This window comes from Nocardioides sp., assembly GCF_004803405.1.
GTDB lineage: Bacteria > Actinomycetota > Actinomycetes > Propionibacteriales > Nocardioidaceae > Nocardioides > Nocardioides vastitatis.
Genome location: NZ_SSXI01000219.1, coordinates 1 through 15998 on the forward strand (window position 1 = coordinate 1; position 15998 = coordinate 15998).

Annotated in this window: 13 protein-coding genes; 1 reads left to right on the top strand and 12 read right to left on the bottom strand. The window is 71.6% G+C overall.

Annotated features, from left to right (window positions below; translation table 11 throughout):
- From E7Z54_RS14640 to E7Z54_RS14685, 11 genes are all read right to left on the bottom strand, one after another.
- The coding region (locus tag E7Z54_RS14640; RefSeq protein ID WP_206056233.1) for a hypothetical protein at window positions 1-457 on the bottom strand (457 nt) is incomplete at its 3' end.
- Between the two features lie 3 nt (window positions 458-460).
- A complete protein-coding gene (locus tag E7Z54_RS23320) occupies window positions 461-619 on the bottom strand; it encodes a DUF6760 family protein (protein ID WP_168798340.1) in 159 nt (52 codons plus the stop codon).
- Window positions 616-1059 (bottom strand): hypothetical protein, encoded by a 444-nt coding sequence (locus E7Z54_RS14645; protein WP_136434896.1) that lies wholly within the window; start codon window positions 1057-1059, stop codon window positions 616-618. Before E7Z54_RS14645 ends, E7Z54_RS23320 begins: the two co-directional genes overlap by 4 nt.
- On the bottom strand, window positions 1059-1505 hold the full coding sequence (locus tag E7Z54_RS14650) for a phage tail protein (protein ID WP_136434898.1): 447 nt from the start codon (window positions 1503-1505) through the stop codon (window positions 1059-1061). The genes E7Z54_RS14645 and E7Z54_RS14650 overlap by 1 nt, the downstream gene beginning before the upstream one ends.
- A 13-nt stretch (window positions 1506-1518) precedes the next feature.
- On the bottom strand, window positions 1519-3075 hold the full coding sequence (locus E7Z54_RS14655; RefSeq protein ID WP_136434900.1) for a phage tail sheath family protein: 1557 nt from the start codon (window positions 3073-3075) through the stop codon (window positions 1519-1521).
- A gap of 124 nt (window positions 3076-3199) precedes the next feature.
- Window positions 3200-5806, bottom strand: a complete 2607-nt coding sequence (locus tag E7Z54_RS14660; RefSeq protein WP_136434902.1) for a phage tail protein — start codon at window positions 5804-5806, stop codon at window positions 3200-3202.
- Between the two features lie 26 nt (window positions 5807-5832).
- On the bottom strand, window positions 5833-6516 hold the full coding sequence (locus E7Z54_RS14665; protein WP_136434904.1) for a DUF4157 domain-containing protein: 684 nt from the start codon (window positions 6514-6516) through the stop codon (window positions 5833-5835).
- A gap of 108 nt (window positions 6517-6624) precedes the next feature.
- Window positions 6625-8673: an ATP-binding protein gene (locus E7Z54_RS14670; RefSeq protein ID WP_136434905.1), complete on the bottom strand. Its 2049-nt coding sequence runs from the start codon at window positions 8671-8673 to the stop codon at window positions 6625-6627.
- Window positions 8673-9425, bottom strand: coding sequence for a DUF4255 domain-containing protein (locus tag E7Z54_RS14675; RefSeq protein WP_136434907.1), 753 nt, complete (start codon window positions 9423-9425; stop codon window positions 8673-8675). The genes E7Z54_RS14670 and E7Z54_RS14675 overlap by 1 nt, the downstream gene beginning before the upstream one ends.
- Before the next feature lie 2 nt (window positions 9426-9427).
- Complete coding sequence (locus tag E7Z54_RS14680) at window positions 9428-12766, bottom strand: DUF11 domain-containing protein (RefSeq protein ID WP_168798341.1); 3339 nt, start codon at window positions 12764-12766, stop codon at window positions 9428-9430.
- Window positions 12767-12941: 175 nt separating this feature from the next.
- A complete protein-coding gene (locus E7Z54_RS14685) occupies window positions 12942-13571 on the bottom strand; it encodes a LuxR C-terminal-related transcriptional regulator (protein ID WP_136434911.1) in 630 nt (209 codons plus the stop codon).
- Between the two features lie 174 nt (window positions 13572-13745).
- Between E7Z54_RS14685 and E7Z54_RS23325 the strand changes: the two genes are divergently transcribed.
- Window positions 13746-15029, top strand: coding sequence for a hypothetical protein (locus E7Z54_RS23325; protein WP_168798342.1), 1284 nt, complete (start codon window positions 13746-13748; stop codon window positions 15027-15029).
- 36 nt (window positions 15030-15065) lie between these two features.
- Here E7Z54_RS23325 and E7Z54_RS14695 read toward each other — a convergent pair.
- A partial coding sequence (locus tag E7Z54_RS14695) for an AfsR/SARP family transcriptional regulator (protein WP_206056234.1) occupies window positions 15066-15998 on the bottom strand: 933 nt, incomplete at its 5' end.

A 15998-nucleotide genomic window follows, 5' to 3' on the forward strand; every position in this document is an offset into this window, starting at 1 on the left:
ACCGGACCGGCTCGTCCGCGGCGCGATCGCCCGGATCGGCGACCGCCATCGCCTGGTGGTCGTCCCCGCCCTCTTCGGTCGTCGGCGGCGCCGTCCGCGCGGCCCGCGGTCGCGGAGGCGGGAGGAGGGTCAGCTCGGGTCCGTGCGTCGACCGCTGGACCGGCGTGCCGAGTCCGCCACCGTCGCCGTCGATCAGCCCCTGTGGGGCTGCGTCGGAGACCGCGTGCGTCATCTGTCCGGTGAACACCGGCGAGTCCCACGCGCCGGGTGCGAACCCGCGACTCAGCGGCTGGATCGGCTCGGCGAGCTGGCGTTGGATCGGCGGCAGGAACGCCCACCCCATCGGCGACGGCGCAGGCGGGGAGGCCGTCGTTCTCGACGTGCCGGCGGCTGACTGCTCCGGACGCACCTCGGAGTGGGCCGCGTCGGATCGGCGCCAGGGCCAGGACCAGCCCATCGCTCAGCGCTCCTCGTTGAGCCGGGTGTTGATCGCCGCGATCTCCTGCACGTAGCGCAGCCGCTGGGCGTGCTCCATGTCCAAGATCGCGTCCGGCGACCAGTGGAAGTGGTAGGCGACGTACGAGACCTCCGCGTAGATGCGGTCGGCCCCGTACGTCACGATTCCCCCAGGCGCCCGCCGGAGAGGTCGATCGCGAACCGGTGGGAGCACTCCGGGCAGGTGACCGCGGCCCGGGTGTGACCCTCCGCGTTGATCCGCCGGTAGAAGTCCTGGAGGAAGGCGACGTCGCTGGCGAACATGTTCTCGACGACGTGGGCGTCCACGGCCGGCAGCGAGCCGAGCCGGGTGATCACCCGGCCCAGCAGCACCACCGTCGTGAACGCAGCGTTCTCCTGGACCCGTTCGTCGTAGAGCGGCAGCAGCTCGTCGCGCGCCGTGGCCAGCCGCATCGTCCCGTGCCGGTGCGCGACGCCGTTGCCGTCGACGTACCCGCGCGGGAGCTCGAAGTCGAACTCCGTGCGCAGCGGCGCCTCCTGTGCGGGGCGCGCGGCCGTCGGCGCCTCCGCGGAGGGCTCGGCGAGCGCGGGCCCCCGCTGCATCAGACCACCGTCACTTCGTCGAAGCAGACCGTGAACTTCTCGGTCGCCTGCTCCGCCGCACCGGCCTTGAGCTCGTTGACCTCGACGGTGCGGACCCAGCAGTTGGTGAAGTTGTAGGTCTTGATCGGCGCACCGGCATAGTCCAGGAGCACCACGGACGCGGTCTTCCGCGACCCGGCGACGTCTCCCTCGCTGACCGTCTTGAGCCAGTCGGTCACCGTCTTGGAGTCGGTGAGACCGCGGGTGACGGTGAACTCACCGGGCTTCGCGCGCCCGATCAGCTGGCGTACGACGTACTTGCCGTCGCTGGTCTGCTGCTTGAGCTCGATCTTGTCGACCTCCTGCTTCAGGCCGCTCACCTGGTTGACCTTGGGGACCTGGATCCCGTCGATCGTGACCTTGAAGGCGTGGGCTGGTGCGGAGTCGAGGCTGTCTGCAAGGGCCATTTCGGGTTCCTACCTACTCTGCTACGAGGCTGGTGCCGCCGGAGAACTGGGACAACTGGAAGATCACGAACTCTGCGGGCTTCACCGGTGCGACGCCGATCTGGCAGACCACCTGGCCGGCGTCGATGCCCTCGGCGGGGTTGGTCTCGGAGTCGCACTTCACGAAGAACGCCTCGTCGGGCGTGGTGCCGAACAGTGCGCCCTTGCGCCACTCGTTGATGAGGAAGGAGCTGATCGTGCGGCGGATCCGCGCCCACAGGTCGGGATCGTTCGGCTCGAAGACGACCCACTGGGTGCCCATCAGGATGGACTCCTCGAGGTAGTTGAAGAGCCGGCGGACGTTCAGGTAGCGCCACTCCGCCTCACTGGACAGCGTCCGCGCGCCCCATACCCGGACGCCGCGGCCCGGGAAGGACCGGACGCAGTTGATCCCGACCGGGTTGAGCAGGTCGTGCTCGGCCTTGGTGATCGAGGTCTGCAGCCGCAGAGCACCGCGCACCACCTCGTTGGCGGGCGCCTTGTGCACGCCTCGGGTGTCGTCGCTCCGGGCCCAGATCCCGGCCATGTGGCCCGAGGGCGGCACGAACCTGTTCGCGCCCGCCGCCGGGTCGAAGACCTCCACCCAGGGCCAGTACATCGTCGCGAACTTCGAGTCGTAGCCGGCCTGCTTGACCCGCCAGTCGAGCACCTGCTGCGCGTTGAGGCCCGGCGGGGTGTCGAGGATCGCGACCCGGTCACCCATCAGCTCGCAGTGGGCGATCATGCCCAGCTGCACGGCCTTGAAGGTGTCCAGGTCGATCGCCTCCTGCTCCAGCGCGGCGGCGAGGTCCGGTGCGGCGACCATGGTGACCTCGTCGATGGCCTCGAGACCGCCGAAGCCCGTGCGCTGGGCGACGTCGCCGACGTAGTCGCCGGCGCCGAGGTTCTCCGTGCTGGGCGGTTCCGGCGTCACCTCGGGCGCCACCAGCTCCACGCTGCCCTGGCTGATCGGCGTCAGCGAGGAGCCCTCCGTGGTCTCCTCGAGGTTGATCAGCTTGGAGGCCTGGTTGACCTTGGTCGCGATGTTGTTGTCCTGCGCCTTGGTGGTGACGTGGTCGTGGGTCTCGACGGGCTTCCCGTCCACCTTCACGACGAGCTTGAACTCGCCCTCCGGCGGGTTCTGGCCCCCGGCCGGCTCGACCGACAGCTCGATCTTCTTCTCCGCCTGGGCGCCCTTGGCGATGGACTTGACCTGGTAGCCGCCGAGCGAGGCGACCTTGGGCGCGGCGATCGCCTTCGGCGTGGAGCCGCCGCCCTTGCGCCCGCTGTTGGGCGCGATCCGTACGACGAAGCAGTTGCCGCCGCCGTTGAGGAACCAGCCGTAGACGGAGTGAGCGAGGTAGGAGTTCTCTACGAAGTCTCCGAAGGAATCGGTGAACTGCGACCAGTTGGACACCAGGATCGGCTCGTTGACCGGTCCTTTGGCAGCCAGGCCCACGAACGCGGCGACGGACGTCCCCACGCCCTCGATCGGCCGCGTGCCGGCCGGCATCTCCTCGACGTACACCCCGGGCGAGAGGTAGTTCGGCATGCTGCCCTCCTGAGCTGTTGGATGCGCTCAGCCTTGCCGTCCCCGCGGGGTACGGGCAGGTCCCTCAGGTCGCCTTGTCAGGAAGGGTCTCGTGCCCGATCGTGCAGTCGGGTCCCGGATGCACTCACGGCTGCTGACGGAGACGGGAGCTGACGATCGTCGCGATGTCCTGGGCCTGCAGCGCTGCGGCCGTGCGGATCCGGTCAGCACTCGGAAGGACCTCGGTGTGGCCGCGGCCCGCGTGCTTTGAGGGCTGGTGGTCATCCGTCACCTTGCGCGCCGTGTAGTCGATGCGTGCGGCTGCGATCGCCGGCAGCCGCTCCACCAGGACCGCCATCAGACGAGCGGACTTGGCCGCGAAGCTCTGCCGCACCTCGGCGAGGCGCCCGGAGCCGCGGACCCGGCGCGCAGTGATGTTGCTGCCTTCGATCGCCGGAGCTCCCGTGGCCGCGATCGACTTGAGCTGACGGATGAGGTTCGAGTCCCCGCTCTCGGTGCCTCTCGTCTTCGAGGTGGCCGCACCCTTGTAGACCATCACCGTGTGTTGACGGGTGTCCTCGGGTCCGCCGCGCTCGATGATCTCCGTCTCCCCCAGCTGCTCGAGGAGCGTCGACACCACCCGCACCGGGATGACGTGCTCGGACTCGAGATGACGGTCGGGGTGATCGCCGGTGTTCCGCGAAGGCTGGCTTCTGTGCGGTGCCACGTTGCCGATGCCGGTCGGGCGATCAGCACCGGTGCGTGTCTCCGTCGAGCCGATGCGGATCAGCAGGTCGGTCACCAGGGGAACCAGGCGGTCAAGCTGGGCGTTGGCAGTCGCCGAGGCGTTCTGTCGACTGTTGTTGATGGTCGCCTGCGCACGGTCGATCTGCGCCATCACCGCGCTCACGAACTGCTCCACGTCAGGAACGGTGCGCCCCTCCGCCCGCCATCGGCCCTGGAGTGCGGTGTACCTCGCTCTGATGACGTCCTTGATGGGTCCCTCCGTCGAGGCCATCCGGATCTGCCGCGTGTCGGGGTCGACACTGATGGTGTGCGACTCGCCGGGGGCACGCACCGGCTTGCGGATGATCCCGAGCCTCTCTCCGACCTCCCGCGCACCTTCGCGGACCCTTCCGGCGCCCCGGCCCAGCGCCCCCGCCGCGCGCCGCGCCAGCCCGGCGATCCAGTTGATGACCCGGTCGAGCGCCTGGTCGATCACGCCGTGCACCCGCTGCATGACGTTGCGCACGGGCGTCGCGATGTCACCGATGCCGATCAGCCTGGACAGGAAGCCGAGGACGGCGGGGACCGCCCGTGACAGCGCCTGCTCGACCCAGGTGATCGCGCTGCTGAGGTTGCCGGACGCGATCGCCGCGATCGAGTCGAACACGGCCGAGGCGAGGGAGGCGAGCTGCTGCGCGCGCTCGATGAAGAACTGGACCGTGTTGTAGATCGCGATCACGGCCTGGATCACGGCACCGGCCGGGTTGAACATGGAGATCAGCCGGGTGATCGCGGCGCCGACGACCGACTGGGTGACCCACTCCCGGATCCCGCCGAGCACCGTGTCGAGGAGGCCCTCGGTGAACTGGCTGATGCGGTCGGTGATGGCGGCCAGCCCCCGCTGGGCGAGGTCGGAGATGATGCCGGCTCCGCGCTCGAGTGCGCCGACGACCCGGTCCCCGACCAGCCTCACCAGCCGGCCGCGGACCCGGTCCCAGGTGAGGCCGAGGAGGTCCATCGCCATCCCGAGGATGCCCCGGAGGTCGAACCGCTCGGGAATCCGGATCACGCCACCGAGTGCGCCCGTCAGCCAACCGATCAGCCCGTTGCGCAGGTGCGCTCCGACGTTCGCGAGGAACTGTCCCAGTCCGCCCCGCACGGCTGCCACGAGGTTGCCGGCGAATCCGATCGGGTTCGCGATGATCTGGTCGAAGACGCCTCCGGCCCGCCTGATGATCCCCATCACTGCCTGGCCCGCGCCGCCGGCGAGGGACAGCGCCCCCTCGAACACGAACTCCATCAGCTTGCGGGCAGCCCCGACCGCGAAGTCCCGCAGCCGCCGTACCGGGTCGGCGAAGATGTCGACCAGCTTGGCCCAGGCGCCGGCGGGGTCGACGAGGTCGGTGACGTCGAGCGCGTCCCAGGCCCGTCGGAACAGCGCCTTCACCGCGTCGAACGTGAGGCCGAGCTTGGGCACCTCCTCGTCCAGCCACTGACCGGCCTTCTCGGTCGCGCCGGACTCCTGGAGGTTCTGCCGGATGCGGTCGGACCCCGGGATCAGCCCCAGGAACCCGTCGATGAGGGCGGCGCCGGTGCGCTGTACCGGCGCGTCGGTGATCACGTCCTTGCCCAGGACGACACAGAGGAGCCCGTAGCCGGGCAGGGAGCGGGCACGGTCCCTGATCCACCCGAGCGCCCGGTCCCGGACCCCGCCGCCGACCTCTGCCAGCCCACCAACGACGTCGTCGAGGAAGTCGCCCTGGACCACCGGCTCGCCGGCGGCCGTCGATGGCGCCGACGGCGCCGACATCAGCGGCGGACGCTCGGCCGACGACGGAGAGGTGACGGGTGCCCTGCGGACGGGGGCCTGGCGACTCCTCACCGCCGCCGCGACCGCCCGGTTGCCGGCCGCGCGCTGGAGGGCCAGCATCTCGGCTGGGCGTCCCCGTGGTTGGACGGTGCCCAGGCTGTGCCGAGCGCCGCCGTCCGGCTCAGGAGCGCGGGCCGATTCCCGCGCGACGCTCATGGGATGCGCTCCGGTCAGGCAGCGACTCAGGCCTTCACGTCCTCTTCCTGCTCCTGCTCCTCCTCACGCTGGACCGGCCCGAGAGCCGCATCGGGAGCGGTCTGCACGGACCCCTCGTCCTCCGCGTGCCGCTGCACCGGAGCAGGCTGGGACATCACGGTCTCGGCGTTGGCGGCGGCCTCACGCTCGAACCGGTCCGACGGGTCGCTGACCGAGATCCCGCCGCCGATCGGCGTGCCGTCGACAGGGCCGCTCCGCTGCTGGACGACGTGGGTGAGCTCGTGGGCGAGCATCCTCTGGCCCGCCGCCGAGCCCGGGTCGTAGGCGCCGCGCTGGAAGACGATGTTCGAGCCGACGGTGTAGGCGTGCGCACTGACCGACCGCGCGGACGCGTCCGCGGCATCCCCGGTGTGCACGCGGACGTCGCTGAAGTCGTGGCCCATGCGGGCCTCGAGGTCTCCGCGCACGTCGGCATCGATGGGCTGCCCGCTGCCCGAGACCACGTCCTGGACGGCGGGCGCATCCTCCATCATCCCGGCCGCGGCCGAGTTTCCGGCCGCTCGTTGCAGGCCGAGCAGGCCGCTGTGCCCCAGGACGTCCGGGCGGCCGGCAAGCGCGGCCTTCATCTGCACCGGGTCGGGCGCGTCGGTCTTGGCGCGCGCTCCGGCGACGCCCTCCAGGTCCAGGTTCTCTCGGTCGTGCAGGTGCATGGCTGCCTCCAGGTCGGACTTGGGACCACGCTGCTCCCGCGCATCGCCAGGGCCAAGGTCCGGACCACGATCAAGCGGGGCAAGGGTGCCTGCCCGTTCGGGCAACGGTCACGCACTGTCGCGGAGGAACTGCCAGTACGGTCCGAACTCGGACTCCAGGCAGAGCCGGCCGAGCTTGCGGTACTCCCGGTGCACCGCGGTCACCAGGTGCTTCATCCCGATCACGCCGGCATCGGCGGCCGCCAGGTAGGCCGCCGTCACCGCGGAGGACCGGATCGAGCCTCCGGCGAGCTCGAAGGACTTCGCGAGGAAGGCCAGGTCGACGTCGGGCTCCCGGCGGATGGTCCGTCCCAGGCAGCTGTCCCACAGCGAGAGCCGGCCGCTCTCATCGGGGAGGGGGAAGTCGACCAGCACGTCGAGGCGCCGCGTGAACGCGTCGTCGATGTTGGCGCGCAGGTTCGTCGCCAGGATGATCAGGCCGTCGAAGGACTCCATCCGCTGCAGGAGGTAGGCGCTCTCGACGTTGGCGTACCGGTCGTGGGCGTCGCGCACCTCGGACCGCTTGCCGAAGACGGCGTCCGCCTCGTCGAAGAGGAGTACGGCGTTGACGTCGGCCGCGGCTGCGAAGATCCGCTCGAGGTTCTTCTCGGTCTCGCCGATGTACTTGTCCACGACCGTGGCGAGGTCCACCACGTACAGCTCCAGGCCGAGGTCGTGGGCGATCACCTCGGTGGCCATCGTCTTGCCGGTGCCGGAGTCGCCCGCGAAGAGCGCCGCGACCCCGATGCCGCGCCCTCCCCCGGGCCGCATCCGCCACTCGCCGAGCACCTTCTCCCGGTGCCGAGCCCGAAGCGCGACCTCCTCCAGGGCGGTCATCACGGTCGGGGGCAGGACCAGATCTGCCCAGGAGACCGCGGGCTCCACTCGTCGGGCCAGCCGGTCGAGGGCCGAGCCGTTCTCCGCGCGGGCGCCCAGCACGATGTGCCGGGGTCCCACCGCGGCGCCTGCCACGGACGCCTGGAGGCGCGCGGACCGCGCCGCTCGTACGACGTCCTCCGGGCGGAGCCGGAACTGGTCGGTGGCGGCGAGCACGTCGGTGCCCGCACCCGCCCCGCCCAGGGCGAAGCGCCACACCTCACGGCGCTCGGCCGTCGTGCTCTCGGGCACGGTCAGCTGGAGCACCGAGTGCGTGGACCAGGCGGGATCCCAGACGCGGGCGCCCACCACCAGTACCGGCCGCGGCTCGGCCAGCAGGTGAGCGACCAGGGCCGGGCGGTCCTCCAACGCCGTCACCGGACCGGCCACCAGACCGGCCCCGGACAGTCGGGCCTCCCGTGCGGCGACCCGCGCGAGCCGCTCGGGGTCGGGCTGGCGCAGCAGGCGGGTGAGGTCGAGGTGGATGCTTCGGTGACCGGTCAGGCGAAGCGCCTCGGCGGCGAGCACCCGGCCGGACCCGGTCGCCGGCTCCCTGAGGTAGATCAGCGGGACACCGTCCTCGATGGCGCGGGTCAGCGGCGTCGGGTCACCCCACGGCACGTCGGGCACGTCCACCACGACCGGCGCCAGGGCCACGTCGATCGCGTCGTCGCCGAGCAGGTAGGCCACCACCCGGTCCGGCACCCGCACGCCCCGGCCGCCGAACGGCCGGTCCTGCTCGTCGAGCTCGACCAGTCCGCCGGTGGCGAGCGGGCCGTGAAGGAGGTGGGCGTACCCCTCCGGCGTCCCGAGCGGGACGCCGGCCAGCTCCAGTGCGACTGCGACCGAGGGCCGACGACGGCTGACGTCGTCGTTCAGGTAGCCGAACAGGCCCTCGAAGCGCGGGTCGACGTCCGCAGCGATGCCGATCAGGAGCAGGTCGACGTCGACCGGGTCGAGTCCGAAGTTCGCGGCGAGGTCGCGCAGCCGCAACCGCGCCCCGGCGTCCTCGGCGTCGTCGGCCGAGGACTCGACCGCGGTCCCCTGCGCGCGGTCCGACCAGTCGCCGACCTGCCGCGGACCGGCCAGCAGCCGGTCGACGGCCGCGTCGTCGAGGTAGAGCCCGCGGAACGGGTCGTCGGGATTGGGATCGGTCGAGCGGCGCAGCTGCACGAGAACCCGGATCCGCTCCTCGATCGCGGCCAGGCGCCCCAGCACGTGGACGAGGCTCTGCGGTGCCATCAGCTGCTCCGGCCGCGGGGACGTGCCTTCCCGAGGTTCACGAGGTTGCTGCTGCTCCGACGCCCGGCGGCAGCCGCCGCCGACGAAGTCTCGCCGGCATCGTCACCGAGGCCGAGTCGTGCGGCGGCCTCCTGCGAGGGTGGTGGCGGCACGTGGGCCTGACGTCGGCCGGTGCCGCCGTTGACCAGGTCGGTGGTGTCGATGACGAGCCCCTCGTCGACCGGCGGACCGGCCTCGTAGACCTTGCCGGTGAACACCGGGGCGACCACGACCAGGTCCAGCGACGGCTTGAGCTCGCCGCCGAGCGCCGACCAGACGTCCGCGAACGCACGGTCCTCGGGCGGCGGCAGCCCGATCGTGACCTTCACGGGCTCGTGTGGCTCGGCCAGGGGTCCGACGACGAGGTGGTCCGGCAGGGCGTCGTACTTGATGAAGGCGCGGAGCAGGCCGTCGAGCAGGCGGTGCTCGTCCTCGGGCCGTTGGGTCCAGGCCGTGACGAGATAGCTGAGCTTGAAGAACCGTGGCGCCGGGATCCGTGCGACGACCCGCCCCGTGTCGTCGAGTCGCTCGAGGAAGCCGGTCGCGCGATGCTTGGTGTCCTCCCGGATGTCGTAGAGGTAGAGGTTGACCGTCGGCGCGTTGCGCCGGGCGGCCCAGTCCTTCGTGGGCGCGTCGAACACGACGTCGATGTCCGCGTCGACGGCGTCGCCGCGGACGATCTCGCGCAGTGCGTCGTCGACCTGTGAGAGCACGGCTAGCCCCTTCCGACCAGGTGCGGCGGTGACATCGTCCGGAGGACCACGAGAGCGTCGCCCGTCACCGGCGCGAACTCGGTGGTCTGGCTGGTGGCGGTGATGGTGCGCTCTCCCAGCTGCTCGCGCCGAACGATGAGGATGGAGTTGCGGATGGTGCCGTCGGGAGCGACGGTCAGCGGCCCGGGACGAAGGACGACACCCGGCCGCCAGCTGAGGACCACCTGCGTGCCCGGAGGCATGTCCTCCCCGTAGGCGAGGACCACCTGGCCCGGCCGCGCGACGGCCGGCACCAGCCGGATCGACGGCTGGAGGACCGGCAGCTCCACGGAGGACCGGTTGTTCGCCGTGGCCGGATCGACGGTCGTCGAGCTGACGACGGCATCGATCGTGTGGTCGCCCTCGGCCGGTGTCGCGACCGCGACCTCGAACACCACCAGCTCCCCCGGGGCGAGGGACCCGAGCAGGCAGGGATCACCGGCCGGGAGGCAGGCAGGGGTCGGCTGCTGGGGTGGCACGAGCGGATCCGGCCCCGGCACCGGCACGGTCGCGACCAGCCCCGCCGGCCACGTCGCAGTGACGGTGACGCCCAGTGCGGTCTGCGGGCCGTGGTTCCGGACCCGTACCTGCGCCACGCGCTGGCCGCCGACGTAGCCGGTGTGCTCGTCGAGGAGGAGCCGGACGGCGACGTCCGACCGCGGGGTCAGCGGCACCGACACGACGTCGTACGGCGCCTCGGCGCTGTTGTTCGTCAGATTCGGGTCCACCGTCGAGGCGCTCACGGTCCCGGCGGCGACGCCACCGGCGACCTCGGCGGGATGGCTGAAGGTGACGACATAGGTCAGGGTCTCCAAAGGCGCCAGCACCGGGATCGTGCAGCCGGTCCCGTCCGCAGCGCAGGTGGCCGGCGGGCCGCTGGTGGCCTCGGCGGAGGCCACCACCGCTCCCGGCGCGAGCGCGGTGACCAGTGCGACCTCTCTCGCAGGCACCGGGCCGTCGTTGGCGGCGGTGAACGTGGCTGCGATCGGATCGCCGACGGCGACCGGCGTGGCGCTGAGGGTGACGGTCACGGCGACGTCGGCGTGGGGCTGGTGGGTGGGCTCGGTCTCGGGCCCCCGGCCGTCGGTGACGACGGCTAGGCCCGTGCCGTCGAGAGCGATCCGGTAGATGCCGCGCTGGTCGGGCTGGCCGATGGGCTGGCCGCTGAAGGCGATCTCACTGCTGTCCGGCGCCCAGGCGGGATCGTCGGCGCGCGAGAGGACGTAGCCGGCGTCGGTCGGCTCGCCGGACGCGCGGAACCCGGTGAGCTGCTCGCGCTCGACCTGGAAGGCCGTGTCGGTGTTCGCGGTGATCGTGCCGAGGACCAGCTCGCCGCGCACCGAGTACACGATCGCCGACCCGTCCGGCGCCCACGCGGGGTTGCGGCCGGTCACGTTCTGGCAGCTCTCCGCGAAGGGGCAGAACTGCACCCGCACCCCGATGCTGTTCTCCTGGACCGGCACCACCCACAGGCCGTCGTCGTTGGTCGGCGTCGTCTCGAGCCGGCCCGGGAGCCGGTCGGCGGCGGCCGACCACCCCGGCGGTGGACGGAAGATGACACTGCCGTCGCAGCATGGTGTGAGCGTCCGTCGCAGGATCAGTCGCTGTCCGTCGGGCGACCAGTCGGGGTCGGAGTCCGCCCAGCTGTGGTTGTCCAGGGCGTCGACCGGGGTGTCGATGCCGGGCGTCGGTGTGATGCGTTGGACCGACTCCGCCACCAGGTCGACCACCATCACCTGCGGGCTGGCCGACGACCCGGTCGACGGGATGGACTCCCGGACGAACGCGATCCTGCTGCCGTCCGGCGACCAGACCGGGTCGCGGTCGCGATCGGTCGGCTGGTGCCCGGTCCCGGCGAGGGGAGCCGCGTTGCCGCCGTTGGCATCGGCGACCCAGATCTCCCGCTCGACCGGCTGCAGGGAGTCGCTCACCCCGACCTGCCGGCTGAAGGCGATCCGCCGGCCGTCGGGCGAGTAGTCCGGCCCGGCCTCGTCGACTCGGACGGCCTCGCCATCGACATCCTCGGTCTGGTCGATGGGCACGGCCCGGTCGGTGCCGTCCAGCAGCACCTCAGCGACGTCGGCGTCGAGCACCCGGCTGTCGCTGGGGTCGATCCGGGTGTGCACGACGCGTGCGGTGTAGGCGATCGTGCCGCTTATGTCGCTCGCGCCGAACCCGTCGAGCCAGGCCGGGTGGGTCTCTGCCACGCCTGGGGTCGTGAGCACCGGGCTGTCGCGGAAGAAGACCGGATCTCCCGGGCCTGGGGGGTCGTCGAACCGCACCGTGGCGATGTCGCCGTACGGGTCCTCCTGGCGCCGGGTGTAGGCGATGTAGGGGTTGACCCCACTAGAGCTCACCAGCCACGCCGGCTCGCTCGACGCCGGTATCGGCATCCCGACCCAGGGGTTCGAGGGGTCGTCGGGGTCGTCGATGTCCATCAGGCGCAGCGAGCCGTCGGGCCGGTCCTCTGTGGTGGTGAAGACGATGTCGTCCGACAGCGGATGCACGGCGGGTTGGGTCTCGGCGAGACCGACCGTGTCGGTCAGCTGCTCCGGCAGCCAGGCCGCGGGATCGGGATCCATGATCCACGTGCTCGGGACGCCGCTCTTGACGAGGTCGGGAAGCTGCCCGGGCTCGGCGCGGCTCCACACCAGCGTGTGAGTGTCCGGTCCGCCGTCGCCGAAGATCCAGTGCCAGCTGGGCCAGAGGTCCGACCCCTCGTCGAGCTGGTCGGTGATGTTGACGTGCTGCCAGTCGTCGCAGTCCTCCGGGACGTTGGTCTGCTGCAGCGCGACCCAGATGTCCGGGTCGGTCTCGGCGACGTCGTCGCCGTCGCTGTCCCGGTCGGAGGAGTAGGCGATCCAGCCGGCGACGTTGACGACGGGATGGGTCTCGATGGCGGAGTCGCAGGTCACCCGCACCGGCTCGCCACCCACCTCGACGTACACGTCCCCACCCGGGGAGTCGGCCGTGCTCACATACACCCGCGTGTCGTCGAACCCGATGCTGAGCTCGCCCTCGTGCACGGGGACGTCGGAGAACCCGAGCTCGGGAGCGAAGAGCGACTCCCTGGTCCCAGCGGCGTCCGCGATCCCGCCGTTGAAGGTGTTCAGCGTCACGTCCGCCCGGTAGACCTGGTCGCGCTCGTCGGTGAACGCGAGCCGCGACTGCCCCGGCTGCAGGGCCGCTGCGACCTGCCCGGCCGGCCCCGGCGGGCCGGCCTGCGAGGTGATCGCGGGCAGCAGTACGGCGGGCGACACCACGCACGCGAGCGTGGCCGCCGTGAGGCGGTTTCGTTTCACCAGTCGTCTCCTCATCGCAATGCCTCGATCGTGGCCGAACGACGCGCCCTCGACCCTGCGTGCCGGTCCATCCGAACGGGCACGGCGCTCGGACGTTCGGGCAGGCGGAGGGGCAGGCCACGCCGGCCGATCGGGCACGCTCGCCGTCGGTCGCCGGCTACCCGGTCGCTCCGTGTCAGATGAGACCCTGCCGCAGCGCGTAGGCCACCGCGTGCGACCGGTTGCGCAACTGGAGCCGGGTGGTGATGTCGTGCAGCACGTTCTTCACGGTCCGCTCGGAGTAGGCGAGCTTCGTGGCGATCTCGCTGGTGTCACAGCCGTCGGCCACCAGCTTGAGCACCTCGATCTCCCGCGCGGCGAGGCCGTTGAAGGCGATGCCCTTCGGTCCGAGGACGCCCCGCTGCAGGGCGCCCACCTGGTCGAGCAGCCGGCCGAGCAGGTCCGGAGGCACCGTGCCCTCGTTCCGTGCCGCGGCGAGGATGGCCGTGACGAGCCGGTCGGCGCTGGCGTCCGGCCGACGGAGCACACCGACGACCCCCGCCTCGACGACGTCGACCAGGTCGGCATCGTCGAGGTCCCCGACCACCAGCACCGTGCGAGGGCCGGCGGACTCACGATGAAGCTTGCGGAGCAGGTGCAGGGTGGCGTCGTCGACCCGGTCGGCGACGACGACCGCGACGCACGCCTGCTCGGCATCCTCCTCCGACACGATGCGGACCTCGGGGCGTGGACGGAGATGGCTGACGACCCCTGCCTTCAGGATCGGGTCGACAGCGTGGACGTGGACTCTGACATGGCGGTTCATGGCGTGATCACTCCTGAGGGCTGGTGCTGCGGAGCTGGGAGCTGCGGTCCGGGTGAGCACACCAGAGGGCACTCTGCGTGCACTCAACACTGGCTCAACGGGCAGATCGGGTTGCCCCGAAGTCCACCCGTCCGTCGGGTATGGCCGCGATGGGCGAGACCTAGCGTGAGCCGCGTGACGACGACTGCAAGCCTCGACTCTCCCTCGGTGCAGCTCGACCCCGGCTCGGAGGCGGTGATCCCGCTCCAGATCAGGAACAACGGCACCGTCGTGGAGGGCTACGACATCACCGTGGTCGGCGCGCCCGCCGGCTGGGCGATCGTCGAGCCTGCGCAGGTGTCGCTCTACCCGGGTACGTCGACCACCGCCACCGTCACCTTCCGCCCGCCGCGGTCGGCGAGGACGCCCGCAGGAGAGCAGCGCTTCGGCGTCGTGGTCACCCCTCGCGACAACCCGCACGAGGCCGTGGTGCCCGAAGGGGTCGTCGAGATCCTCCCCTTCCTCGAGACCACCGCCGAGCTGATCCCGAGGACGTCGCAGGGACGGCGGGGCCGACACCAGGTGGCGATCGACAATCGTGGAAACGTGCCCGTGAACGTTCTCGTGCATGCGGGATCCGAGGGAGACCGCGTCCGGTTGGCGGTCGACCCGCTCGGCCTGGTCGTCCCGCCCGGCGAGGCACGCTTCACCAAGGTGCGTGTGAAGGCCCGTCGTGCCATCTGGCGCGGCCAGCCGGTCACCCACCCCTTCGTGGTCGAGGTGGCTCCCGAGAACAGCACGCCCGTGGCCCTGGACGGCAGCTACGTGCAGACCCCGGTGATCCCGAAGTGGCTGGTCTGGCTCCTGCTGGGGCTCCTCCTGCTCGCAGCGGCGCTGATCGCGCTGTGGTTCACCGTCCTGAAGCCCACCATCGAGTCGCAGGCCAAGGAGGCCGCCGAGGAGGCCGCGGCCGAGGCCGAGGTGGCGGCGGCAGAGGCGAAGGAGGCGTCGAGCGCGGCGAAGGAGAACGCCGAGGCGGCGAATGGGGCGGCCTCGAACGCCCAGAAGTCGGCCGACAAGGCCGATGAGGTCGCGGGCCAGGATCCTCCGCCCCGGGTCCTGCTGAATGACGTGTCCACCCGGCTCCACACCACCCCGCTCGACAACAACGCGGGCGAGGACACCTACGACGTCCCCGAGGACGGGGTGTACCGCCTGACCGACGTCGTGCTCAGCAACCCGCAGGGTGACATCGGCCGCGCCACGCTGTTCGTCGACGGCGACGTCCAGATGGAGGTCGCGCTCGAGAACTTCCGCGACCTCGACTTCCACTTCGTCTCTCCGATCGTGGCCTCCGAGGACATCCGACTCGTCGTCACCTGCCGGACGCCGGGCACCCCTCCTGACTCGCCTCCCGCGGCGCGGTGCGACATCTCTGCCCTCCTCGGGGGCGAGCTCTCGGTGCCGAACACCGAGTGACCGGCGGCAGGTCACCCCGCGCGGGTCGGACGATCGTCAGCGGTCGGCGCGGACCAGGTCGGCGGTCGACTCCACGACGCCGAGCGAGGCCAGCACCGAGGCGTAGGACCGTCGGGCACGCTCTGCTGCGGCGAGGTCCTGCGCCGCGTCGTACGCCTTGATCAGCAGGCGCCAGGAGGCGTCCCGGCAGGGTTCGATGTCGATGCTGCGCTGCGCGGCCACCGCGGCGTCGCAGGGCCGTGCCTGGACGAGGTGGAGGTCGGCGAGCAGCGCGGCGGCCTCCGCTGCTCGCACCCGGTACCGGTCGCGGACTCCGACCACCCATTCCGACGGACCGTCCTCGGGCAGGACGTCACCGCGGTAGAGGTCGAGCGCGCGCTCGAGGGAGGCGACAGCCTGCTCGACGTCGCCGCGGTTGCGGCACTCCTCCGCCACCCGCACGGCATGGTCGAACTCGCGGAGGTCGGCGACCGAGCCCGGCGGCAGCACCAGCGAGTATCGGTCCCCGTCGCGCACCAGGAGCCGGCTGGCCCCGCGTGCGACGCCGGGCTCCAGCGCTGCGCGGAGGCTGGAGACGCAGACGTGCAGGTTGTGGGTGCCGGCGCTGCTGTCGAGCTGTGGCCACATCGCGTCGACCAGGAGCTCCCGGTGCACGGGCGTGCCAGCGTGAAGGGCGAGCATCCGCAGCAGGGACCGGGCGCGGGGACGCACGCCGTCGAAGCGCGGGACCACGCCGTCGACGCGGACCACGAATCCGCCGAAGCAGCGCAGCTCGAGCGGCGCCGGGCGCTCGGTGACCATCACGGCGGCCCGACGCTCGGGCCCGCCGGGCGACCACTCCCACGGTCGGCAGCCGAGACCGATCCGGTCGGCCTCGGCCGCAGCGTCCGCGAGGAGGTCGGGGTCCCTGCGCAGCGTGCCGAGGACGCCCCAGGCGATGGCGAGCGCACCCGGGACCTGGGCGCTGTG

Coding starts and splice junctions, on each gene's coding strand:
- E7Z54_RS14645 (WP_136434896.1), bottom strand. CDS start 1,059: ATGCAGCGGGGGCCCGCGCTCGCCGAGCCCTCCGCGGAGGCGCCGACG.
- E7Z54_RS14650 (WP_136434898.1), bottom strand. CDS start 1,505: ATGGCCCTTGCAGACAGCCTCGACTCCGCACCAGCCCACGCCTTCAAG.
- E7Z54_RS14655 (WP_136434900.1), bottom strand. CDS start 3,075: ATGCCGAACTACCTCTCGCCCGGGGTGTACGTCGAGGAGATGCCGGCC.
- E7Z54_RS14660 (WP_136434902.1), bottom strand. CDS start 5,806: ATGAGCGTCGCGCGGGAATCGGCCCGCGCTCCTGAGCCGGACGGCGGC.
- E7Z54_RS14665 (WP_136434904.1), bottom strand. CDS start 6,516: ATGCACCTGCACGACCGAGAGAACCTGGACCTGGAGGGCGTCGCCGGA.
- E7Z54_RS14670 (WP_136434905.1), bottom strand. CDS start 8,673: ATGGCACCGCAGAGCCTCGTCCACGTGCTGGGGCGCCTGGCCGCGATC.
- E7Z54_RS14685 (WP_136434911.1), bottom strand. CDS start 13,571: ATGAACCGCCATGTCAGAGTCCACGTCCACGCTGTCGACCCGATCCTG.